The 24,469-nt window shown below is 40.8% G+C and carries 18 protein-coding genes; 10 read left to right on the forward strand and 8 right to left on the reverse strand.

Annotation, left to right across the window (positions count from 1 at the left end; all coding sequences use genetic code 11):
• Positions 1 to 100: 100 nt before the first annotated feature.
• Positions 101 to 1,045, forward strand: coding sequence for a hypothetical protein (locus SKC37_RS09745; protein WP_377981292.1), 945 nt, complete (start codon positions 101 to 103; stop codon positions 1,043 to 1,045).
• A gap of 47 nt (positions 1,046 to 1,092) precedes the next feature.
• Here SKC37_RS09745 and SKC37_RS09750 read toward each other — a convergent pair whose 3' ends face one another.
• A complete protein-coding gene (locus tag SKC37_RS09750) occupies positions 1,093 to 5,574 on the reverse strand; it encodes a translocation/assembly module TamB domain-containing protein (protein WP_377981293.1) in 4,482 nt (1,493 codons plus the stop codon).
• A gap of 32 nt (positions 5,575 to 5,606) precedes the next feature.
• Here SKC37_RS09750 and tsaD point away from each other — a divergent pair, with 32 nt between their 5' ends.
• Positions 5,607 to 6,623 carry a tRNA (adenosine(37)-N6)-threonylcarbamoyltransferase complex transferase subunit TsaD gene (gene tsaD, locus SKC37_RS09755; RefSeq protein WP_377981294.1) on the forward strand — a complete coding sequence of 339 codons (1,017 nt, stop codon included), beginning with the start codon at positions 5,607 to 5,609 and terminating at the stop codon, positions 6,621 to 6,623.
• A gap of 208 nt (positions 6,624 to 6,831) precedes the next feature.
• Here the strand turns inward: tsaD and SKC37_RS09760 are convergent, their stop codons facing one another.
• From SKC37_RS09760 to SKC37_RS09785, 6 genes are read right to left on the reverse strand one after another with little or no spacing between them, the layout of a single operon-like run.
• A complete protein-coding gene (locus SKC37_RS09760) occupies positions 6,832 to 7,320 on the reverse strand; it encodes a hypothetical protein (RefSeq protein WP_377981295.1) in 489 nt (162 codons plus the stop codon).
• Positions 7,321 to 7,329: 9 nt separating this feature from the next.
• Complete coding sequence (locus SKC37_RS09765; RefSeq protein WP_377981296.1) at positions 7,330 to 8,610, reverse strand: adenylosuccinate synthase; 1,281 nt, start codon at positions 8,608 to 8,610, stop codon at positions 7,330 to 7,332.
• A 9-nt stretch (positions 8,611 to 8,619) separates the two neighbouring features.
• The gene (locus SKC37_RS09770) at positions 8,620 to 9,105 is read right to left on the reverse strand and encodes a Fur family transcriptional regulator (RefSeq protein WP_130895069.1); all 486 of its coding nucleotides are present in this window, start codon (positions 9,103 to 9,105) and stop codon (positions 8,620 to 8,622) included.
• Between the two features lie 47 nt (positions 9,106 to 9,152).
• Positions 9,153 to 11,405 carry a RelA/SpoT family protein gene (locus SKC37_RS09775; protein WP_377981297.1) on the reverse strand — a complete coding sequence of 751 codons (2,253 nt, stop codon included), beginning with the start codon at positions 11,403 to 11,405 and terminating at the stop codon, positions 9,153 to 9,155.
• Position 11,406: 1 nt separating this feature from the next.
• The gene (ispF, locus tag SKC37_RS09780; protein WP_377981298.1) at positions 11,407 to 11,886 is read right to left on the reverse strand and encodes a 2-C-methyl-D-erythritol 2,4-cyclodiphosphate synthase; all 480 of its coding nucleotides are present in this window, start codon (positions 11,884 to 11,886) and stop codon (positions 11,407 to 11,409) included.
• Positions 11,883 to 13,124: a M16 family metallopeptidase gene (locus SKC37_RS09785; RefSeq protein ID WP_377981299.1), complete on the reverse strand. Its 1,242-nt coding sequence runs from the start codon at positions 13,122 to 13,124 to the stop codon at positions 11,883 to 11,885. Before SKC37_RS09785 ends, ispF begins: the two co-directional genes overlap by 4 nt.
• Before the next feature lie 82 nt (positions 13,125 to 13,206).
• Between SKC37_RS09785 and SKC37_RS09790 the strand changes: the two genes are divergently transcribed.
• Together SKC37_RS09790 and SKC37_RS09795 are read left to right on the forward strand one after the other, a co-directional pair.
• Entirely contained in the window at positions 13,207 to 14,319 is a 1,113-nt protein-coding gene (locus tag SKC37_RS09790) for a tetratricopeptide repeat protein (protein ID WP_377981300.1), read from the forward strand.
• Complete coding sequence (locus SKC37_RS09795; RefSeq protein WP_377981301.1) at positions 14,309 to 15,010, forward strand: class I SAM-dependent methyltransferase; 702 nt, start codon at positions 14,309 to 14,311, stop codon at positions 15,008 to 15,010. The genes SKC37_RS09790 and SKC37_RS09795 overlap by 11 nt, the downstream gene beginning before the upstream one ends.
• Here the strand turns inward: SKC37_RS09795 and SKC37_RS09800 are convergent.
• On the reverse strand, positions 14,997 to 15,923 hold the full coding sequence (locus SKC37_RS09800) for an NAD-dependent epimerase/dehydratase family protein (protein WP_377981302.1): 927 nt from the start codon (positions 15,921 to 15,923) through the stop codon (positions 14,997 to 14,999). The two genes, SKC37_RS09795 and SKC37_RS09800, sit on opposite strands and share 14 nt — an antisense overlap.
• 71 nt (positions 15,924 to 15,994) lie before the next feature.
• On the opposite strand from SKC37_RS09800, the gene SKC37_RS09805 reads away from it, so the two are divergent.
• The 6 genes from SKC37_RS09805 (at position 15,995) to SKC37_RS09830 (ending at position 24,440) form a co-directional block, all read left to right on the forward strand.
• The gene (locus SKC37_RS09805; RefSeq protein WP_377981303.1) at positions 15,995 to 17,089 is read left to right on the forward strand and encodes a glycosyltransferase; all 1,095 of its coding nucleotides are present in this window, start codon (positions 15,995 to 15,997) and stop codon (positions 17,087 to 17,089) included.
• Positions 17,090 to 17,138: 49 nt separating this feature from the next.
• Positions 17,139 to 18,635 (forward strand): lipopolysaccharide biosynthesis protein, encoded by a 1,497-nt coding sequence (locus SKC37_RS09810; protein WP_377981304.1) that lies wholly within the window; start codon positions 17,139 to 17,141, stop codon positions 18,633 to 18,635.
• Positions 18,632 to 19,846 carry a glycosyltransferase family 4 protein gene (locus SKC37_RS09815; RefSeq protein WP_377981305.1) on the forward strand — a complete coding sequence of 405 codons (1,215 nt, stop codon included), beginning with the start codon at positions 18,632 to 18,634 and terminating at the stop codon, positions 19,844 to 19,846. Before SKC37_RS09810 ends, SKC37_RS09815 begins: the two co-directional genes overlap by 4 nt.
• Positions 19,847 to 19,861: 15 nt before the next feature.
• A complete protein-coding gene (locus SKC37_RS09820) occupies positions 19,862 to 20,218 on the forward strand; it encodes a KTSC domain-containing protein (RefSeq protein ID WP_377981306.1) in 357 nt (118 codons plus the stop codon).
• A 63-nt stretch (positions 20,219 to 20,281) separates the two neighbouring features.
• Positions 20,282 to 23,077 carry an McrB family protein gene (locus tag SKC37_RS09825; protein WP_377981307.1) on the forward strand — a complete coding sequence of 932 codons (2,796 nt, stop codon included), beginning with the start codon at positions 20,282 to 20,284 and terminating at the stop codon, positions 23,075 to 23,077.
• Positions 23,070 to 24,440: an McrC family protein gene (locus SKC37_RS09830; protein ID WP_377981308.1), complete on the forward strand. Its 1,371-nt coding sequence runs from the start codon at positions 23,070 to 23,072 to the stop codon at positions 24,438 to 24,440. Before SKC37_RS09825 ends, SKC37_RS09830 begins: the two co-directional genes overlap by 8 nt.
• Positions 24,441 to 24,469: the final 29 nt, after the last annotated feature.

The raw sequence follows: 24,469 nt of genomic DNA on the forward strand, positions 1-24,469 counted from the left end.
AAAAGAGTCTTCAATCCGAAATACCCCCGGAATTGTGGACTTTATTTTGTAATTTTGCGCCATTAAAATTTATAAACCCTTAAAAATCAATTTATACCAAATGGAACAATCGCCTAACAACAATTCAAAAACAGCCATTATTGTCTTAGCCTTGCTAACGGCAGTATTAGGAGTTTTGTACTTCCGTTCGTACCAAACAACAACGGATCAAGCTGCTCAAATCGAGCAAAAAGCAACCGAATTAGCTAACACGCGCTCTTCATTAGACTCAATTTCGACGCAATTAGATGCTAAAATTGCTGAAATCAAATCTTTAGGTGGCCAAGTAGCGGATTTAGAAGCGTTGAAAGTTCAACTAGAACAAGATAAAGCCTCTTTAAAGAATTCAAACCACGCGACTATCGCCTCTTACGAAGCGAAGATCAAGGAATACAACGCGGTATTAACGACTAAAGACGGAGAAATCGTTGAATTGAAAAAGCAAAACGGCATTTTGACAGAGAGCAATCAAACGTTAACGACGCAAAACACGACGTTAAACAACGAGAATTCTGGTTTAAAAACACAAAACCAAACGTTAAACGATACGCTATCTTCTGTTAGCCAACGCAACAAAGAATTAGCGCGCAAGGTGAGTATCGCAGCTGCGTTGAAAGCTCAAAACTTAAAGGTTTTAGCGGTGAATGCAAAAGGTAAAGAAACAGAGAGAGCACGTTTGAATGGAAAGAAAATCGAGAAATTGAAAGTGTTATTTAGCTTAGCTACTAACCCGATCACCAAATTAGAGAACAAGACGGTTTACGTTCGTGTAATCGATGGCGAAGGTGCTACCTTGTCAGATGAAGCGATCGGTTCTGGCCGTATCTCTATCAACGGTAAAGAAGTAGCTTATACTGCTAAACAATCTTTCCAATATACGAATGATGGCCAAACAGTAGCAGTTACTTACCCTCGTGGCGGTGTTGCTTACAAGCCAGGTAAATATTCAGTTGAATTATATGCAGAGGGTTTCCAAATCGGAACAGGTGCATTTGAGGTAAAATAATTTCCTCCAAATTTTATAAGAGAGGCCATCCGAAAGGGTGGCCTTTTTTATTTCTTCTTTTGCCAAAAGAATGTATTGAATCCCTTGTTATACAGCAAGCTGGCGCCCACTGTTTGGTTGATTTGATAGGAGTTAAAGGATCCTAAGATTGTCGTTTGAACGTTGCGGTTATACGTTTTTAACCGTAGGCTGCCGTCCGGACGAACAAACCATTCCAAAGCCCAATCCCCTACTAAAATCTGCGGACTCGTTTGATTTCTAGCATCCGTAAACCCACCGCTTCGGGTGATGCGTAGACGGTCATTAAAGTTATAAGAAGCGCGCAATTGTAAGTTCGACAGAATATCTTGGTTCAAAGCTCCCCCGCCTAGAGACACAGAAATATCTAAATCCTTATTGATTTTGGAGGCCAAATTACTTAATTGATTCGACAACATTTCCGTGAAATTTCCCATCAAATTACCCAAGGCCAAACCGCTTCCACCAAAAGGAGAAACCAATTGCCCAAATAACAAGATATTACTCACCTGGCGAGTCAGCTCCTGATCATCCGTTTTGATTCGGTTTGTAAAAGCGGTAACCGCCCCATTCAAAGTCATGTCTTTCGGGTAGTCTCGTATACCGATATCAAAGTTCACGCTAGGGGACAATAAGCGATCTTGCAAGCTGATCGTCACATCCACTGGATACCGTCGCTTAAACTCCGGTAAATTGCCTTTATTCGTGGTATCTAACAAGATGGGGAATAAGGATGCATATTGCGTATAGATCGCCTTAATATTCACATTCGCTTCTAGTGGATCTCCCGTCCAAGATATTTTCGAACCGCGTTGAATCGCGAATTTTTTATTGATTAAATTCTGAAGAGTAAACGTGTAATCCCCTTGATCGATCGCATAATCCCCCACCATTTTGAACGCTCCTTTTTTGTCCAAATTCATCTTGATATTACCCGAGCCATACATTCGCATCACATCCCCTTTCTTTGCATCAAATTGCACCTCCCCGTAAGCCTCCGGAGTCAAGGCTAAACGCAAATCAAGGGTAATCCCATCCTCTTGTAATTTCGACGATACATTCGCTACTGCTTGATCAGTCGTAGGTTTTTTCAAATCAGAAACAAACGAATAATCCTCCGCCTCTGTCGCATCTTCCTCCCGATCCAAAGGAATGAATAACCGCGTACTTTTTTCCGATTTTAAATCAGCTGAAACTACTAAATTATCGATTGTTCCGGAAACACGCATAGGACCAGAAGCGTAGCCCAAACCATAATAAATGGAGTTGGGTTCTCGGCTTGTATTCAACAATTTATAGCGATTTAAATTCGCCTGAATATCTAATTCAAAGGGTTTGTCCTCTGGGAAAAATAGGTTTGTATTCACCAAGGCTTTATTCCCCTCTGGATCTAGCACCGTCCAATTTTTAGCTACAATTTTTCTAGGCGTAAAGTTTACCGTATCTGATACAGACAGGGACGTTTTCAAATAATCAAAGACAGCCCCCGCTTTCGAAAACACGATATCGCCTGTTATTTCAGGCTTAGTAGGCAATCCTCCAATATGTAAATTACCCGAAGCGGAACCTTTCAAACCGGAGAAAACACCCTCTGTAAAAGGCTCTAAAATCTGCAAATCTGTTTGATTTAATTCCGCCTTTATGTTTAATTTTTGTTCTTCTTCAAAAGGTTTGTATCCCCCTGTCAGGGACAAAACAGTTTCACCTTGGCGATTCAAATTCAGGTTCAAATCCATCACTTTTTCATCAGCCAAATACGTTCCCACACCCTGCAAATTACCGATATAAAACTTATTCAACCGAAGCGAATCCACTAACAACCAAGAATCCAAACGCGTATGATGGTACCAATCCTGAATGGCAATTTCCCCATTTAATTCTCCTTGGGTCTTGGTGGCAAACAACGGCTTTAAGGTCGCTAATTGAAAATGATTTGCCCGCAATTTAATTGTCTCCGTCGTATCGTTTGAAAGGCTGCCTTGTAAGGAAATGGATTGATTTTGATTAGAAACAACCACTCGATCAGCTTTCCATTCAGGACCCCGAATAGTGATTTTATTGGCCGCATCCATCGCCCAGTCTTGATTTAAAATACGGAAGTAGGTGTCCTTAAATTTAAGAGACAAGCCTTCCTCTTCAAAGGCCCAAGCACCGGCAAGGTGAGCAGAATTTTCTTCCCCCTGTTGCTTAAAATCAAGCCCAAAATTTATTCGATCTTGATCCCAGAGCGCATCCAATTTAAAATTCTCCGTGGGAGTTAAGAAGTTTAATTGCTGTTTTCTAGACGTAAAAACGAGACTAGAGGATACTTCGGGAGCCCCTAAAAATTTAGAACTTTGGAAAGAAAAAACAGATTGATAAAAATGATATCCACCAAAAACCAGGGTGTCTGGATAAGCCTCCAAACTCACCGAAAGGGTTCGTCCTTTGGCTATATTTCCTGAGAAAACGGTATTTTCTCCAATTTGAACAGAGGGGAAAAAACGCGCTAAAATCGGATCAATCCGGTGACAAACTACGGTAAAGTCCGCTTTGTATTTCGTCTCCGTTTCATGCTTTTGTGTGGCATAATATCCCCAGCGTTCGTCAGCTCCTTTTTGGAAATATAAGGCATATTCTTTCGCTAATTGACCTAGCTGAGATTGCAAAAGACTTGGGGTGAAATCTCCACTTATTTCTGCCGAAACTAAATCAGATGTCAATTTATAGTGTCGCTTTTGTTGGGGTCCATTTTGTGAAGATAACGTCACTAACTCCACATATAAATCTGGTTTATTGGGGGTCCGTAGAGTCGTATTAGAAAAGAGCGTACGGCCCTCCAAATCATCATATCGATCACCCTTAAAGTCTAATTCAAAATCAGTAGAAACACTGATGGGGGTATCGATTAAACGTAATTTATGCACATTAGACCGGGTAATTTCGCCATGCATTTGATACACCGGTTTCGACCCTCGAAGATCAATTAAACCTGACATAGTCGCCACGAGATTGGTGTCTTTGGCAATCACATCTCCTTTAAATAATTGTTTTTGGAAGTTCCCCTTTAAAGCAATTTTATGGTAGAGGTATTGATTAAAATAGATTTCAGACACCTTTCCATCAAAATCAATATTAGCTGATTTCTTAGCAAAACCACTTCCTTTCAGGTGACCCTCAGCATCCAAGGTTCCTAACACCGGTTCCATCCCAAGCAACTTACCTAACTTGAATTTTTGCAATTTGATCTTTCCATCATAGCGCGAAAATGCCATAGAATCTTGCAAATTCATCTTGACATCCGCCTCCACATAACCCAGGCCGGTCTTTAATTTTCCAGCGGTTCTGAAAACTTTATTATTCCCTTTGAAAAGCCCATCAAAAGCCACTGGGCCTAAAATAGCCATATTTTCAGCCGCCGACTTCGTAATATAGGTCCCTAAATCTTGTGGATAAAACAAAGACGACCTCATCGTAAAATCCATCTCAGTCTTGCCCACATTAGGCAAGCCTTTAAAGCCAAAATCTCCTTTTAACACACTTTTAGAACCAAAGCCTAATTCAAATTTCTTTAAATTCAATTTCGCCACCGTTCCGCTCAGTGCACCTTTCAATCGATACATTCCCTTGTACTCGTACATCGCCTCGACAAAACGACCTAAATCCTCCCCTTTCACCAGCGCACCATTGAAATCCGCTTGCATATCCACGTCCGTAATCCAACGTGTCATCGAACTCATATCGCGGTAATTCACGACAAATTTCCGAGTCACACGCGAATCATTAAAGCGCAAATCCAATTGGTCGAAACGCATTTGGTGATCCGAAATCATAAACACCGTATTCAGACTTTTTACGTCAAAACCTGTTAACGGGTCTTTTGTCCGCAAACCAATCGCTTGTAGACCAAGTGTATCATTCTTGATGTAAAAATTCTTGACTTTGGAATACACTTTGGCTAATGTAAAGTGCGAAATATCAAAATGTCGGCGGGTCGCCTCGTTTTTAACGGTATTATCATCTAGTGTAAAAGATCCATCAATTACTTCTGCTTCGGGTATAGTAAATATTGAAGCCGGCCCTTTTTTCGGAACTTTCACACCACCGGATATCCAATTTTCTAATCGCAAAATAAACTCCTCTATGTTCATTTTTCCCGACTTCTTTTCAAAAATCAAATGAACATTTGGACGTGTCAAACGGGCATAATCCAAACTCGGTTTTCCCGGCTGCAAGAACAAATGCGTGATGCTAAAATTCACATCTAGCTGTTCAATTTGGATCATTTTTGCCCCCCAGGGATCTTTAACTTCTAAACCTACAATACTGACTTCGTCAAAAAACTTGACCTGAATTCCCCGCATTTTAACGGGATACCCGATCGCCTTTTCAATCTTAGGAGTCAAATAATTCGCCAAAAAAGTCTGGTTAATGGGAGCTCTAAGGAGTAAAATACCAGCAAAAATCAGCAAAAAAATCCCCAGCAACCCATATAGGATTGTTTTGACGAAGATTTTGAGATATTTGACCATATTGCCGTATTTTTGCGCAGAATTCTATTTTTATGAAGCTACTGGCTATTGAATCTTCTTGCGATGAAACTTCGGCTGCCGTCATGGTAGATGGCGTTTTGAAGTCTAATATCATCTCGACACAACTCATCCATACCGAATGGGGAGGCGTCGTTCCCGAATTAGCCAGCAGAGCTCACCAAAAATCGATCATCCCTGTCGTGACAGAGGCCCTGCAAAAAGCAAATATAAACAAAAATGAACTGAATGCCATTGCCTTCACAAGGGGCCCAGGGCTTTTAGGAGCTTTATTAATCGGCACCTCCTTTGCGAAGTCGTTAGCCTTGAGTCTAGACATTCCCTTAATCGAGGTAAATCACATGCAGGCGCACGTATTGGCGCATTTCATTGAGGATCCCAGACCCTCTTTTCCTTTCCTATGCCTGACCGTTAGTGGTGGCCATACGCAATTGGTTTGGGTAAAATCAGCCCTCGAGATGGAGGTGATTGGCGAAACACAAGACGATGCTGTGGGTGAAGCTTTTGACAAAACGGCAAAACTGATCGGCCTACCTTATCCAGGTGGTCCGTTAATTGATAAGTTGGCCAAAGAGGGTAACCCCGACCGCTTCCCATTCTCCTTAGGTGAAATGCCTGGTTTGAACTTCAGTTTCTCTGGCATCAAAACCGCCATCCTCTACTTCCTACAAAAAGAAGTCAAAAACAACCCGAACTTCATCGAAGAAAACAAAGCAGACATCTGCGCCTCTGTTCAAAAATCCCTCATCGACATGCTTCTTCGCAAAACAAAAAAAGCGATGAAAGAAATGAACTGCACCCAAATCGCCATCGCCGGTGGCGTTTCCGCTAACTCCGGTTTGCGTTCAAGACTTACCGAAATGGGTCAAGAATTAGGTTGGGAAGTTTTCATACCAGCTTTTAGTTACTGCACAGATAACGCAGGCATGATCGCCATGGCGGGTCACTTTAAGGCAGAAGCGGGGGAATTTTGTGGGCAGGATGTGAGTCCGTTGGCGAGGTATGAGCTCGCTGCGAAGCCGCTCGCTTAGTCGTCACTTTGTGACTTAGTCATCGCTACGCGATTTAGTCAATGAGTCGTCACTTTGTGACTTAGTCGCCTACGGCTGAGTCGCGAATTCGTCGCTTGGTCAAAGGGTCGCAACTACGCAGCTTAGTCGTGACCAAGGCGCATCGCGCCGACTAAATCGCGAAGCGATGACTAAGCTGCGAAGCAGCGACTAAACGACGCAGTCGTGATTACCCTTTCATCTCCTTCAACGCATTCCAAAACGCCATCTTCAGCGTCTTCTCCGCATCAGTCAACGACGAAATATAGCGTGGAAAGAAATAGACTAATTTGGATTCAATGGTGTCAATCTCGGTGGTAGGTAATTCTCCTTGCCAAACAGCGGGTTGCTGACCGATAAAAATATAGCGTTTTGCGCTCGTCTCTTTCAGGAATTCAGAGAAGCTTGGTTCTTCGTCCGATGGCGTGTATACTGACCAATCAGATGGCCCTAGTACTAATGGAGGCGCAGAAAAAATAAGCTTCAGGCGGGAAAGTTCGGTTTCGGCAATTTGGCCTACAACGACCCAAGGGGTAGAAACCTTAGGTTTTACTTCCGCTATGGTATCAGGCGCGACTTCAATAGCAGGGGATTCCGCTAGCTGTGACTCTGACTTATCCTGCGGGACCCAATAGATCTCGTCGAACTTGTACAAATCAGCTACTGAAATCCCCTCCATTTTGATGATTTATGCTAATGAACCTCTTAACACACAAGCCTCGCGGTCTGGACCTGTCGAGATGAAGTTAATAGGTAGGTTCAAGTGTTTTTCTAAGAATTTGATGTAATCCGCTAGAGCGACAGGCAATTCGTTGAAATCGCGCATGCCTTCTAAGCTGCAAGCCCAACCCTTTAATGTTTCGTACACCGGTTTTACTTTGATATCGGTGATTTCGAAAGGGATTTGGTCTGTAATTGTACCGTCTGGCATTTCATATGCGGTACACACTTGAATCTCGTCAAAGATATTCAATACGTCTGCCTTCATCATAATTAATTGAGTCACCCCATTAATCATCATGGCATATTTAAGTGCTGGCAAATCGATCCAACCACAACGGCGCGGACGACCAGTCGTAGAACCGAATTCACGGCCTTCCACCCGCATACGCTCGCCTACCTCGTCTTCTAATTCCGTAGGGAATGGACCTGAACCCACGCGTGTTGCGTACGCTTTAAAGATACCGAAAACCTCACCGATATTTTTAGGCGCGACACCTAAACCCGTACAAGCACCCGCGGTGATCGTGTTAGAGGAAGTAACGAATGGATAAGAACCGAAGTCTACGTCCAAAAGTGAACCTTGTGCGCCTTCCGCTAGGATCGTTTTTCCTGCGGTGATGGCATGGTTAACAGAGTATTCTGAATCCACTAGGTGGAACTCTTTCATAAAAGCAACCGCTTCGAAGAATTCCTTCTCCGCTGCCGCTAAATCGTATTCGAATTTATATACGTCCAAAATCGCTTTGTGGCGATCAACTAATGCATTGTATTTGGCAGAAAAATCAGGCGAAATCATGTCCCCTACACGTAAACCTTGACGAGAGATTTTATCCGTGTAAGTAGGTCCAATTCCTTTCAAAGTAGAACCGATTTTTGCATCCCCTTTTGCTTTTTCATATGCCGCATCCAATAAACGGTGCGTAGGCAAGATGATCGATGCTTTCTTCGAGATCTCTAAGTTTTTACGTAAGTCCAAATTGAAATGCGCTAAACCGTCGATCTCTTTTTTGAAGATGATGGGATCTAAAACAACGCCGTTTCCGATGATGTTTTGAACTTCTTGGCGGAAAATTCCCGATGGAATTTGATGCAAAACATGCTTAAAACCGTCGAATTCTAAGGTGTGACCCGCGTTAGGTCCGCCTTGAAAACGCGCTACTACTTGATACTTGGGTGCTAGAACGTCTACGATCTTTCCTTTCCCTTCATCACCCCATTGTAAGCCTAATAATACATCAACTGCCATAATATTGTTTTATTCTTGATTTCTTGCTTGGTAATTTGCTCGGTGTTCGCAGTTCTTGTTGGTACAAGAACCGTAAAAAATAAGGGAATGGTGCATCACATTGAATTGCAGCATTTCACCTACTAAACTTTGGATAGTTTGTACCCGAGGATCACAAAATTCGGTGACTTTGTGGCAATCGGTACAGATTAAATGATCGTGTTGACGACGTCCATAAGACTTTTCGAATTGTGCCTGGTTGCGTCCAAACTGGTGTTTCACCACTAAATCGCATTCCACTAACACATCGAGCGTATTGTAAACGGTAGCCCTTGAGACTTGGTATTTCTTGTTTTTCATGGAGATATACAACTCCTCCACATCAAAGTGATCGTCCCGTAAATAGATCTCTTCCAGGATCGCAAAGCGCTCCGGAGTCTTCCGCAAACCCTTGTTTTCCAGGTAGGCAGTGAAGATCTTTTTTACTGAATCTAGTTTATCTAATTCTTGGGACATTTATGGAAAAAAAACGACGTAAAATAAGCAAAAATAACGGACAAAAACTAAGAAACTTTTCGCTCCACTTCAATTACGCCCGGAACTTGTTCCATTTCTGCGCTTAAGCTATCGAGGTGATCGGTGTCTTGTACCATTAATGATATTTGACCCTCAAATAGTCCATCTTTCACCCCAATATTCAGACCCGTAATATTTACTTGAAGCTTCTCTGAAATCAAACGAGTCACATCATTCACAAGTCCTACTCGATCGATACCACGGATAACCAAATCCACGACAAATGACATCGCTATTTGAGACGTCCATTGTGCTTTAATCACTCGATCTCCGTGACGAGAAAGTAATTCTGGCGAGTTAGGACAGGCTGCCCGGTGAATTTTGATCCCCTCATTAATGGTCACAAATCCGAACACCTCATCGCCTGAAATCGGATTACAACACTTGGCTAAAGTATAATCTACCTTATCCATATCCTCTCCGATCAATAAGGTATCCGATTCCTTGCGCTCCTTGTGGTATTGCTGCATCTCCTTTCTAAAGGATTTGCTATCCACGATAGGCGCTTGAATCGATTTCTCAGCCTGCTTTCTTTCGTGTAATTCCCGATCTAATTTCCAGTGCTTTAGCTGGTCGATGTTGATGTAGGTTTTGCCAAAACGGTAGAACAAATCGTTCGCGTCTTTGGCATTAAAATAAGCCCGCAACTGGTTCGTAATTTCTAAAGTCAATAAAGGATAACCCAAATGCTTCAGGCGGTGCTCAATCAAATCGCGCCCCTTAATGATATGTGATTTATTCTCTTCTTTGATGAAGTCCTTGATGCGTGCTTTCGCCTTTGTCGTATACACGATGCGCAACCAATCTTCCGATGGTTTTTGCTTCGAAGAGGTTAGGATTTCGATCTGATCTCCATTCTGTAATTTATGGGATAAGGGAACGAGTTTTCCGCCTACTTTGGCCCCTATACAACGCGCCCCTACCTCCGAGTGAATCTCAAAAGCAAAGTCTAAGGCCGTGGCACCGGATTGCAAAACAATCAATTTGCCTTTCGGGCTAAAGACAAAAACCTCCTCGTGGTAAAGCGAGTTCTTAATGTCCTCCACTAATTCCACTGCAGATTGGCTCTTGTCGTTTGCTTCGATAGCTTCACGCACCTGCGAAAGCCATGACTCAAACGCCTTACTCGTCCGTGTATCCGTTCCTTTGTACTTGAAGTGTGCCGCCACCCCTTTCTCCGCAATTTCGTCCATTCGCTTCGAACGAATCTGCACCTCCACCCAACGACCTTCTTTATCGTGCGCAAAAGGCATACTCATGACAGTTGTGTGCAAAGACTCGTAACCATTCGATTTAGGGGTAGAAACCCAGTCCTTCAAACGGCTCGGATTAGGGCGGTAATGATCCGTCACCACAGAATACACTTCCCAACAGTCAGATTTTTCCCTTTCAACGGGCACATCTAAAACGACGCGCACCGCAAAAAGATCGTATATTTTTTCAAACGGCGTGTTGCCTTTTTTGATTTTATTGTAAATAGAAAAGATGGATTTTGGGCGGCCTTTGATCGTATAATTCAATCCACGCTCGTCCAATGTTTTCTTGATTGGTTTGATGAAATTTTCCACAAAGCTTTCACGGCTTCGCTTATTTTCTGTCAATTTATCAGCAATTTCTTTGTAGGCTACCGGCTCCGTATGCTTCAAACCTAAATCTTCTAATTCCGATTTAATCGCATTCAAGCCTAAGCGGTGAGCTAAAGGCGCATATAAATAAATCGTTTCCGAAGCGATCTTCAACTGTTTTTCTTTCGCCATGCTCGTCAGTGTCCGCATGTTATGTAAACGGTCCGCAAGCTTGATCAAAATCACCCGAATATCATCTGAAAGCGTCAAAAGCATCTTGCGGAAGTTCTCTGCCTGCTGAGAGGTTCCATATTCAAAAGTCCCCGCGATTTTCGTTAATCCATCAATAATGGAGGCAATTTTCGGATTGAATTGTTTTTCGATATCGGCCAAAGTCGTATCCGTATCCTCCACCACATCGTGCATTAACGCAGCAATAATCGACGTAGTTCCGAGTCCAATTTCCTCCACGCAAATCTGCGCTACAGCTAAGGGATGATAGATATAGGGTTCGCCGGATTTACGGCGCATTTCTTTGTGCGCCTCCGCTGAAATCAAGAATGCTTTTTTGATTTGCTTTGCGTCGTCGTCCTTTAAAAAAGGCTTTGCCGTCCGCAAAAGTTTGCGGTAGCGCTTCAAAATCTCTAAACGTTCCTTTTCTAAATCTATCTGCATCTTAATCTTTCTGAATAAGGGCCACTGCCATCGCAGAAATACCTTCTGCTCTACCCACAAAACCCAAGCCCTCTGAAGTGGTTGCTTTCACCGAGATTTGGTCTACCTCCACTCCCATCACTAAGGCTAAATTATCCTTAATGGCCGGAATAATCGGATTCAACTTCGGCTGATCCAAGATCACCGTCACATCCGCATTCGCTAATTCCCAGCCTGCCTCGCGTATCATCTCCATCACTTTTTTCAATAAAAGCGTCGAAGCAACTCCCTTCCACAATGGGTCTTTGTCTGAAAAATGATACCCAATATTGCGCATATTTGCGGCCCCTAACAAGGCGTCGCACAATACGTGACAAACCACATCCGCATCCGAATGACCTAAAGGCCCCTTCTCGGACGGAATTTCCACTCCACCTAAGATACAAGGACGACCCTCTACCCAGCGATGCACATCATAACCTTGACCTACGCGAATTTTCATTTGGCTATTTTTTTATAGTATAAGGTATTCGATTTGCCTTGAATAAACAATTTATTGGCCCAAGATTCCAATTCTTCTTTCTGAACACTGGCTAATTTTTCAGCCTCCGTATTTACCAAATTTGGATCGCCCACATTCGCCGCCATGGCTAAATTCATGGCTCGGTTTAACACCTCTACCTCGCCAAAAACCAAACTAGCCTCCGCCTGGTTCTTCACCATTTGCAAGTCTTTTTCCGCAATACTCGAGGTAGCAAATTTCTGAATCGCTTTTTCTAATGCCTCTTCAGCCGCTTCTAAGCTGATGTTGTCAGCAACCTGTCCACTGATAACAACTAATCCCGGATCGATCGAGCTCGTCAAACTAGCGCTAATCGTATCGAAAATACGTTGATTTTGAACCAGCTGCTCATATAAAAAGGAGGATTCGCCACGTCCGAGCAAATCTGCCATCAAGTCGATGGCATGGTAACCTGGCTCATATCTGCCACCCATTCGATAAGCTTTATACAGGCGATTTGCCGGAACATCTGCTTCGATTTCCATCGAGCGATCTTCTGTTTGAATGGGCTCTTGAGGCAAATTACGTTCCGGTTTAACGCCAGCGGGAATTGGTTCGAACCATTTTTCAGCCAAGGCTTTTACCTGATCAACTTTCACTCGACCAGCTACAACAAGTACGGCATTCCTGGGAACATAGTGCTTTTTAAAAAAAGCTTTCACATCACTCATCTGAGCCTCCTCAATGTGCTGAATCCCAGCCCCGATCGTGGGCCAGCGGTAGGGGTGTTTTTGGTAAATTAAGGGTCTAAATTTTAACCATAAATCGCCATATGGCTGATTTAAATAACGCTGTTTAAATTCTTCAATCACCACTTTACGCTGGGTTTCCAGACTTTGCGCATTGAAAGCTAATTGTTTCATTCGATCCGATTCCAGCCAAAACGCTGTTTCAATATTCTGAGCTGGAACGGTTATGTAATAATTGGTTAAATCAGGGGTAGTAAAGGCATTGTTTTCACCTCCTACCTTTTGCAAGGGAGTATCGAAAGAGGGAATATTTTCTGATCCTCCAAACATCAAGTGCTCGAATAAATGAGCAAAGCCGGTTAGATTCTCATCCTCATCCCTAGAACCTACATTATAGATCACATCTAATACCGCCATGGTTGTAGACGGATCTTCATGTACAATGACTTGAAGTCCGTTTGCAAGCGTAAATTGTTCAAATGAAATCATGTCGTAGGGTTTATAAACAAAAGTAAAAAAATCGACCCAAAAACCACATAGCTTAACTAAATTTGCGGGGTAAACATTTATCATGATTCGGGCGTTACTTCTATTTTTACTTTTATTTTGTAGTCAATTGCAAGCCCAAATCTTGCAAGATCCCGCCGCGAAAGCGCAAATTTCTCAAGGCCTAAACAACCTATATCAATACGATTTCAAAGAGTCCTCTGCGATATTCAATTCCTTAAAAGCGAAATACCCGCGTCACCCAGCTCCCTACCTATTATTAGCGATGCAATGGGAACAACAATATTTCCCTTTAAAAGACCATCCAGCTCAAGGTAAAAATTACTTAGCGCATTTAGAGAAAGCCTATGAATTAGCCCAAAATCTGTATAATAAGAATGAAAACGACCTAGAAGCGTCCTTTTTTTGCACGGCCTCCCTCGGATTTTTGGCGGCTTATGAAGCAGATGAACAGAACTTCATGAAAGTCGTTTCCTACGCCAAAAAAGCCTACGGATTCCTAAAAATAGGCATGCAGAATACAGACAAACAACCCGAACTCCTTTATTCATCGGGGATGTACAATTATTACAGCGTCGCCTACCCAGAAATTCATCCCGTATTGAAACCCTTTATGTTTCTATTCCAAGATGGCAATAAGCGATTAGGCCTAACGCAACTGGAGGCCGGAACCCGGCGAACGTTATTTGTAAAAAATGAATGTTTGTTCTACATGGGCTATGTCCAAAATAAATATGAGGGAAATCCCGCCCGAGCTTTGGCCTACAACCAACAGTTAGTGGAGAATTTCCCGAACAACCACTGGTATATCTTGCAAAGAGCCGAACTACTAACTTTGAGTGGAAAATTCGAAGAGGCTGAACCCTACATTGAAAAAATGGAGGCCATAAAATCAGGCTATTATACAGGTGCCGCCTATACTTTACGGGGAATGCGGGAAGAGGTGCAACGCAAGGACTTGAAAAAAGCGGAATATTGGTATCAGAAAGCGATCGCGTTTCCTTTCGAAGAAAGATTGACCAAAGATATCCGAGGGCTCGCCTACCTAGGTTTAGCTCGGGTTTCTTACCGAGAAAATAAGCCCCATTTATTTAGAAAATACGTCAAACAATCAGCGGATTATATTGAATATAAAAACTCGCTCATTGAATATAAACGCCTATCCCATGGAAAGTAGAGAAGCTGGCATTGAACGCTTATACCCCAAAATCACGGGCCGCATGTCCGCGCGCTACTACTACCTCATCCAGTTGCGCAAGCAATTAGAACGTGTCATTTCCTTGTATGTACGCAATTCGCCACATCAATTACTAGCAGATTATGGCTGTGGAAACAAACCTTACGAGCCGCTTTTCACCCCTTTTGTGGAACAATACATCGGTCTAGATTTAGCTTATAATACGAAAGCCGATGTGGTCGTAGACCCCGCCGGGATCATCGATATGCCAGAAGAAAGCGTCGGATTCGTCTTATCAACACAAGTTTTAGAACATGTGGAAGACCCGAAAGCCTATTTAAAAGAAGCACACCGCATCCTAGAGAAAGAAGGCAAATTGATTTTATCTACGCACGGATATTGGATGTTTCACCCGGATCCGACGGATTTTTGGCGTTGGACTTCGACAGGTTTGAAAAAAATTGTGACGGAAGCGGGATTCGAAGTGGTTTATTTCGAAGGAATTTTAGGGCGTTCTGCGATGGGATTGCAATTATTCCAAGATGGCCTTTTATTCAAATTGCCTAAGCCGCTTCGTTTCTTATTGTCCTTAATGCTGCAACCTTTGATCATCTTTTTCGATAAGATCATCACAGCTAAATCACGCAATGAGGATGCCTGCACTTTTGTGCTGGTGGCTAAGAAAGTCTAGCTTTTTCGTACGCGATGGTAGCTTCTAAGGCTTGATCGAATGAGGTGATTTTCCAATTCATTTTCGACGCTAATTTCGACGTATCTAAACAGATTTTCTGCACATCCGTCAACTTCGCGTCTTTGTATTCGACTACGAATGCGGGCAGTTTCGTTTGAATGCGATTTATTATCTCGTTCAAGCTGAGTGATTCGCCTGAACCCACATTGATCGTTTCATTTTTTACACCCGCTTTGATCAAACCATCGATGGCCTGACCGATGTCAGCGGCGTAGATATAATCTTTGGCCTGCGACCCATCCCCCCAAACCGTCATCACCTCTCCTCTCAGCGCCTTACGAACCGCAATATTGATCACGCCCTGTTTAGGCGAGCGATGAAATTCGCCGAATGGATTAGACAAGCGCAAAATCAAGTAATCGATTTGGTATAATTTCGCATACAATTCGATGTAATGCTCCACGGCTAGCTTGATAATCCCGTATGATGAAATAGGCTTACAAGGATACTCTTCCTTTACTTTTTCTTCCGTTACATTCCCGTAAACCGCCCCACCTGTGGATAAATAAAGCAATTTAGACACCTGGTGCTTTTTCATCATCTCCATCAAACCGATGGTAGGCAACAAGTTAGACTCGATGTCTTGGCGAATATTTTCAGAAGAAATGGCAGGTATAATGGAAGAGGCAAAATGGAATACGCGATCAAAATGATGGGCACTAAATAAGTCACCCAAAGCTGTCGCATCCGCATAATCGCCCTCAACGAACGTCACGAAAGAAGGAAATTCAATGCCAGCCGGTTTTTCGTGCGCGAAAACTACGACCTTACTACCTGCACCGTGTTGCTGCAAATAAGCCAGCCAATTCAAGCCCAAAAAACCACTTCCTCCAACGACTAAATTTTTCTCCATGACGCGTATTTGCTGTAAAAATAGCCGAAAAATTTAGCTAATTTCGGTTTTGCATTAAAAATCAGCCCTGAATGCGTTTAATCATTGCCCGCTCTAATTTCTTTTCGTACTCCGAGACCTTTATCGAAGAGCAGATCAATCAATTAGAACCCATTCACGTCCTATACGAGGGCTGGCAACCGAGCCGATTAAAGGCTGGCGGCTCTCTCTTTTCATTTCCATTTTCTATTCTAGCGGTTAGAGGTATTTTGCGCCGTATCATTCCTGGACTTTATCAGAAGATTTATACCTATTACTTAAGGCGCTTTTTACGCGTCCATAAAGCAGACGCCTTCTTAGCGAATTACGGTCCTTTAGGCACTAATATCTACGAGGCGTGCCTCGCTGAAGGCATTCCTTACTCTGTCGTCTTTTTAGGATTCGATGCAGCAGAAAAAAAGACTTTAGCGACTTATGGTGCGCGTTACGCCCTCAGTTTACCGCGTGCGAAAGCCATCATTTGTGTGGCTGAATCCATGAGAGCGAACTTGGAAGAAATCGCCGGTCCATTACCGAATTTACATGTGATTCCTTGCGGCGTCGATACGTCAAGGTTCATCCCTGGTACTCCGAAAGTTGGATTCAACGTTATTTCAGTCGCACGTTTTGCAGAGAAAAAAGGATCCTTGAAAAGCATTCAAGCCTTTGAGATTTTGTTGCGTGATTTTCCCGATTCGCAATTACGCATGATAGGCGATGGCCCCTTGTGGGAAGAAGCGAAAGCGTATGTTTCTACGCAAGGTCTCTCTGATAATATTCATTTCCTAGGAGCGATGGGGCAATCTGACTACCTGCCCTTATTACAGGAATCTAACGTCTTCATTCAGCATTCGGTCTTAACGCCTAGCGGGGATTCCGAGGGAACTCCGGTAGCCATTTTAGAAGCCTCTGCTTGCGGATTAGCTATCTGTTCTACTAGACACGCCGGTATTCCGGAAGCGGTCATCGAGGGTAAAACGGGGCTTTTGGTGGATGAACACGATGTGGAGGGAATGGCTGCTGCACTAAAATCCTTAGCCTTAGATTCCGAGGCGACGCGTGCCTATGGTGTCGCTGCACGTAAACACATGGAGGAGGCTTATGACGTGGTAAAGCTATCCGCGAAAATCAAAGGTCTTCTCGTATAAAGAATGCCCCGCAAAATCGTATTTTTGTAAATTACATTCAAAACAAGGCATGGGGATCGTCATTCGACAAAGTTTAAAGGGTTCAATCGTTACCTATTTGGGAACGGCGATTGGGACTTTTAACGTGATCTTCCTGTACAATAAGTTTCTTTCGCAGGAGCAGGTGGGCTTGATTGCCGGTGCTTTGGTCAGCATTCCCCTTATTTTTGCTTCGTTTACTCAGCTGGGAATTCCGCACATTGCGGTGCGTTTTTTCCCGCACTTCGATGATCCGGCGAATGGACATAAAGGGTTTTTCACCTTTCTGCTCGTCGCGCCGCTATTCGGTTTAACTCTTTTTGTGTTAGGATATTTAGCCTTAAAACCACTGTTTTTCGAGGCATATGGGACGAATTCGCCGCTTTTACCCCAGTATTTCTATTACATTATTCCGCTAACAGCTAGTTACCTCTATATGAGTGTGCTCGAAGCCTATGCCCGAGTGCATCTGCGCATTGTGGTGCCGGCGATTATCCGGGAATTGTATCTACGGGTTTCGAATGGGGTTTTAGTCATTGCTTTTGCTCTCGGCTATTTGACATTCAATCAGTTGATTTTAGCGATTACGCTTTCCTATGTAGTCGCTGTCGCGGGCTTATTAGCCTATATTAAGCAGCTGAAGCGCTTTTATACCAAAGTAGATTTTTCGTTTTTACGCACCCCAGTTTTTAAAGAAATGCTATCGTATGGTGGCTGGGTGATTTTAGCGGGGGCGAGTTTTACGCTGATTCAGCACATCGAAAAGATTATGTTACCAGCCTATATGGGCGGTTTGAGCACGACGGCGATTTTTGACATTAATTCCCGGATGGCAATCATGATTTCGATTCCTCGGAATGTCATTGCGGCGATTGCGGCGCCCATTTTAGCCCAGGCTTGGAACCGGAATGACCGCGAAAATATTCAGGATATTTACCAAAAATCGTCCCTAAATCTCTTGCTCATCGGCTGCGTTTTATTCCTGTTGATCTGGTGTAATTTGGACTTCATCTACACCATCATTCCACGCCACGAAATCTACGAAGCAGGCCGCTGGGTAGTTCTAATGGTGGGCTTAAGCAAGATCATCGATATGGGAACGGGCCTGAATTCAGAGGTATTGATTAACTCCAAATACTACCGTTACGACCTCCTCTTCTACATCATTCTCGCGGTAGGTTTAGTGGTTGGTAATTTGATTCTGATTCCTATTTATTCTTATAACGGTGCTGCTCTAGCTTCCTTATTAGCTTTGGCTGGCTATAATGTATTGAAATTTGGCTTTATCTGGTGGAAACTAGACCTACAACCGTTTGATGTTAGATCCCTGGGGATTCTAATCGTTAGCGTGTTGATCTACTTCGTTGTTTCCCAAATCCCGGTCATCGAAGGCAGCCCTGTGATAGCTTGGCTACTAAATGTGGGAATTCGAAGTGCCGCGATAGGTGGATTATTTATCCTAGCCGTCACGAAATTCAAGCTATCTCCTGACATCAGCGAGCTAGTTACTAATTGGTTTAAGAAATGAAAATAATGTCCCTGGCCGGTGGCCTGCCTCACTATTATAACCTAGTCCTAAACAAATTGCAACGCGATTATGGGGTGGAGGTTTGCGTAGTGGTGCCCACAGAAAAAGGGGCTACGCTGGGCGCTGGGGTGTATACGTCGGACAAAGGCATCGAATTCAAGGTTTTCCGTCGCGAGGAATATACGACCTATTATGGAAAGAAGTTTTTCCGCGGGTTGAAGGAATTGATTTTGGCAGAAAAACCAGACGTCTTAATGGTCAACTGGCCCTACCAAGCCTCTTTTGTCTTTTACCCCGGCTGGTACCGTTTCTTGCGCAAGCACAAAGTGGCGCTTATTTCCAAAGAGATTCCCTTCCAAGTTCCTCATTACGACAACGCCATCTCCTATTATTTACAAGGCGGCGGTGTAACGGAAAACAACCAAGCGCACCAATCGAATCCCTCTCTTTTGGCCCGATTAAAATTCTTCATCGTGCGCGAAACGAGAAAGCGTTTCTCCAACCTGGTAGACGCCCACATCAATTATTTAGAGGAGGCCGTTGCTTTACACGGAAGCTATGGCGTTCCGGCTGAGAAAGTATTTATCACGGCGAATTCCCCAGACACCGATGCGCTTTTACATACTGCGAACGAATTAAAAGACGTTGCCGCTAATCCATTCCGACTTTTGCATATCGGACGTCTGGTCAAATGGAAACAAGTCGATTTATTGATCGAAGCGACAATTGCTTTACGTGCGAAATACCCGCAGACCGAATTAAGTATTGTAGGTGACGGGCCGGAGCTGGAACCTTTAAGAGCGCAGGCTTCAGGACACGATTTCATCCAGTTTCATGGCGGTATTTATGACCCCAAAGAACTAGGTAAAATCACCTGCGAATCGGGAATCTATGTCTTAGCCGGCATGGGTGGATTGTCTATTAATGAGGCGATGTGTTTCTCGAAACCCGTCGTTTGTTCCGTGGCAGATGGCACCGAAAAACGCTTAGTACGGGAGGGAAACAATGGACATTATTTTGAATCGGGCTCTTTAGAAAGTCTGCAAGAGGTAATTGAAAAGCTTTTTTCAAATCCAGAGATGATTACGAAGATGGGCCAAAGGTCTAGGGAGATTATTGAAAAGGAGATAAATATACATTCGGTGCTGGGGAATTACATGGAGGCGTTTAGGGGGGCGATGGGGCGGGAATTAGTCAAATCCAGTATCTAAATGGGGATTAAAAGAATGAAAATATTAATTTTAAATCTTTTATATTTTATTTCAATTTCCTCCTTAGGACAGCAAGACTGCAATAAACTACAATCAAATTTTAACAATTTCAACGAAGCCTTAAGTAAAATCAAAAGCACAAAGTTTATTTTTACTGAAAAAATTAACACCTCAAAAAGCTCTTGGATAAGGAGTGCATCCTATTTTAGTTGCGACAATAAAAATGGTTATTTTATAATCAGAACAGATAAACAAATCTATATACACAAAGACCTCCCTATACGTGTTTGGAACAACTTTAAAAATACAAATTCGTATGGAAGTTTTTATAACCTAAAAATCAAAAATAGGTATCAATTATCAGTGAATTAGTAGACTATTTTTATGTAATTTAATTGGCAAATTTAAAGTAACATAGGCTTTAAAAGCAATGTAATGAAAGAATTAAAAGAGATAATTGACGAATGTAATCTTACATTTAAAAATGTAAAACAGAATTACAAAACCGAATATGATTTTGAGTTTAACCGAGAAAAAGAATGGTTAAAAAACTTAGAGGATAAAACACACCGGTTAACTGGAAGTGTTAAATCAGATATCGATTATGTAATTTCAAAACTAAAATCACCTAACTATCTATTTTCCGCTAATGACAGTTCGAAACTTTCAACTTTTGTAAGTCAAATCAATGGGATTGTAAGAATTGCTAATCGAATAAATAATTTTAAAGAGGGTGCGGAACTTGATAATGGAAGACTGCTAGTACTTTTTGATTTGTTTAACACAATAAAAAGGACAAATAAATTTTCTGAATTGAACTTTGGCTTGAACAAAAATTTAAATTCATTTATTGTTCATTTATTTTCAATAATCAAACACTGTCAAAATCCGAATCAATTTCCAGTGTATTATAAATATTGGAAAAATATTCTAGGAGAAGTCCTTAAGAAAAAAGATGATTATGATAGTTTATGTGAATTCTATAAAACTTTTGATAATCCAAAACATGTAAGCCTAGGAGCTTATATGGGGGCAATTGGAACTATACTCGCTCATAAATTAAGTAAGTCAAATATTATCAAAGAGGAAAATGACAAAAATTACAAATACATAAAAAGCAAGATTCTAAATATTCATTACTTTGATTTAATTATTGGCTATATGCGAAAGCCAAACTACTTTATAATTGGCTCAAAATATGGAGAGAATAATGATATAGATATGTTTCAACAAATGAGGGCAGATCAAGTTATATCAGTCGGATTTGCCTCACATTTAGATTTGAATGACTTCTATTTATCAGATGAAAATGAAATCATCGAATATTTAAAAGAAGGGAATGAAAGTCAAAGTTCAATCAATGCATTAAAACACTTTCTAGGCATTAAGATAGGTGACAAAATTGCGGTTAAAGCAAGTGGGTCACCTAAAGGAAATAAAGGATTCTTATCTATTGTTGGCATTTGTGAGGTTGTTGCAAACGAGGAGGGTAAGGTTTATAGCTATGACCAAAATAATCTTGGTCATAGAATTAATGTAAAATATTTAGAGGCTCCTATTTATAGAGAATATGAACTAGGAGGTTATGGATCAACTGTTCATCATTTATCCAAAATAGAACACATTGACCTTATTTTTGGAGACACAAAATCATTAAGTGCTTTCGAAAAAGTTAAATCTCAATTTGAAAGACACATATTTGATTCATTTATAGACAATTTGAGGGAAATTCTAAAGCGAATGACTATTTCAATAAATGACGAAAGAGTTGTTTTCAGTGTCAGGGAAAAAAGCTTGAATTTTACAGTGGGACAGAGATATTGCTTTAACCTATACGCATCAGAAAGTAGAGGCAATTTCGGGGTAATATCAAAGAATCCATTACATGAAAAAAGTGAACCTTTTAATGGTGGAACTCCACCACCATTTTACAACTATTTAGAAACGCTTAATCCCACCCCATCAGAATGGGAATCTATAATCGAATCGATAAAAGAAGAATTATCACGCTCTTCGAGATCAGGCTATAGAAAATATAATAATATTGAATTTGAAAACTACGTTTTCGAAAATAATGAACCAATAACCTACAATCATATGAATTTTCCTCTAAACACAATTCTTTACGGCCCACCCGGCACCGGTAAAACATACCATACAATTTTGAGGGCTGCAGAAATTATTGAAAACAAGAAAATCGATTCATATCAAGAGGCATTGCAGGTTTTCAATGATAATCTTCATAATAGGATTGAATTTATCACATTCCATCAAAACTATAGTTATGAGGACTTTATTCAAGGATTAAGACCTGAAACGGACAATAAATCTTCCTTAACTTTTGATAAGAAAGATGGTGTATTTAAACGAATTGCAGATAAAGCAAAACAAAATTCGTACTTCATTCCAGTAGGAACAACATTAAAAGACTATAGAGTAATTAAGTCTAATGATGATATTGTTGAACTATTTTCTGAAAAAACAAAGTCTGTTAGGTACGTACCTTATCAATTAATTATTGATTTGTATGAGGGTATTAAGTCAAACAAAATCACTCTTGATGATATTAAAAAGAGAAAAGATCTTGACCTGCCACATTTGATTAATAGTAGTGTAGAAAAATACTATTTTGGAATAGAGGGTACTTTATACAATATCTGTGAATATTTAATTGAAAATGAACAATCGAACAGCCAATTAAACTACGTCATAATAATAGATGAAATTAATCGAGCTAATATTTCGCGTGTTTTCGGAGAACTTATCACGTTAATTGAACCAGATAAAAGATCTCATGGGGATATTCCACTTGAAGTAAAACTACCGTCAGGAGATCATTTTGTGGTTCCATCTAATCTTTACATAATAGGAACGATGAATACTGCTGATAAATCTATTGCATTACTAGACATTGCGCTAAGAAGACGTTTTGAATTTGAATCAATGTACCCGATGTATGAAATTGAAGGTGCTGAAATCTACGATAAGGATATATTACTCAAATTAAATGAGCAAATAATAAAATCTAAAGGCCATGACTTCCAAATTGGACATGCTTATTTTATGGGTGAAAATAAAGATTTAGTACAGAGAATGAATAAAAAAGTAATTCCTCTTCTTTTAGAATACTTTATGAATGATGATAAAGAAGTAAAAGGAATATTATACAATGCAGGTCTTCAAATAGTTGAAAATTCTTGGCCATTAAAAATTTCCGGGAAACGTGTTTAATCTATTTGAATATCAAAACAAGATAGTCATCAAAGATAATTTTGATGGTCTAGAAAGTTTTTTAGATGAAATTTGGGCAAACCGTGAAAAGAATTCTTTTTATACAGAAAACTTTGAGGAGAAAATCGAATCGCAAAGATTTATCGAATTTATTCATAAATCGAACGAATTAAAATCAAATAAATACGTTGGTGTAATTAACTATAATGGCAATAAAATTAATCTTTTGCCTAAAATTTTCTTCGACTCAGGAAAAGAATATAAACCTGAAGAAGTAAATCAAATACAAAACCACATTTTATGGTGGTTGAGCTATTGTAAGAAAATCAAATTCCCTAATTACCAAGCTCCACTTGGCAGCACAAAAAGTGATTTTTTTGAAGTCCTAATTTACTTATTCTCGAAATACACTAGAGAACTATTGAGCAATTCTATTTACCAACAATACGAGGAGGTAAATAAAGAATTAACGTTCATGAAAGGCCGCTTAAATATAAATGAATATATAAATGAAAACATCAGTAAAGGCCGATGGCATCAGTTAAACTGCACATTTGATGCATTTATATTTGACAATGAATTTAACCGGATAATTAAATATGTCTCAAATTTATTAATCAATGCGTCATCTAGCTCAGATAACAAAAAGAATTTAAGGGAAATTTTGTTTATACTGGACGAGGTAACTGACGAAAAAGCTAGTGCTGAGCAGTGCGAAAAAATGACATTTAACCCAATGTTTGGGGAATTTGAAATAGTTAGAGATTACTGCAAATTATTCCTCTCAAATAGCATATCTTTTGACCATAAAAATGGCTTAAAACTCTTCGCTTTCCTACTTCCGATGGAGTATATCTTCGAAGATTTCATTTTTGGTTTTATCCAAAAGGAGATTCCATTAATAGAAGCAAAAGCTCAACGCAGCGATATATATCTTGATGAATCAAAATCCTTTAACCTCAAACCAGATTTATTTTTAAAAACTAAATTTAAATCTCTTATAGCGGACACTAAATATAAAATTGTCTACTCTGACGAAAAAGATCCTAAAAAAGGAATTTCTCAAAATGATATCTATCAAATGCTTGCCTATGCGATTCGTTTTGAAGTTGATGAAATAATTCTTTTTTATCCCGACACCATAAAACATAATCAAGAGAATTCAACTGAAATACTCATTAAAGACTCTTTAGCTAACAATAAAGAGATTTCAATCAAAGCATTTCAATTACCGATTATTAACATTAGCCTCTTGAATAAGGAACTAAATACAAAAACTAACCTGAAAGAACTTTTCGAGACTACAAAAACTGAATTGAAAGATAAACTAGAAAAAATACTTGATCTAAAGGCATTTGAATAAAAATTCATAAAACTCTTCGAATTAAATTA

This window comes from Aquirufa esocilacus, assembly GCF_042715595.1.
GTDB classification, from domain to species: Bacteria; Bacteroidota; Bacteroidia; order Cytophagales; family Spirosomataceae; genus Aquirufa; species Aquirufa esocilacus.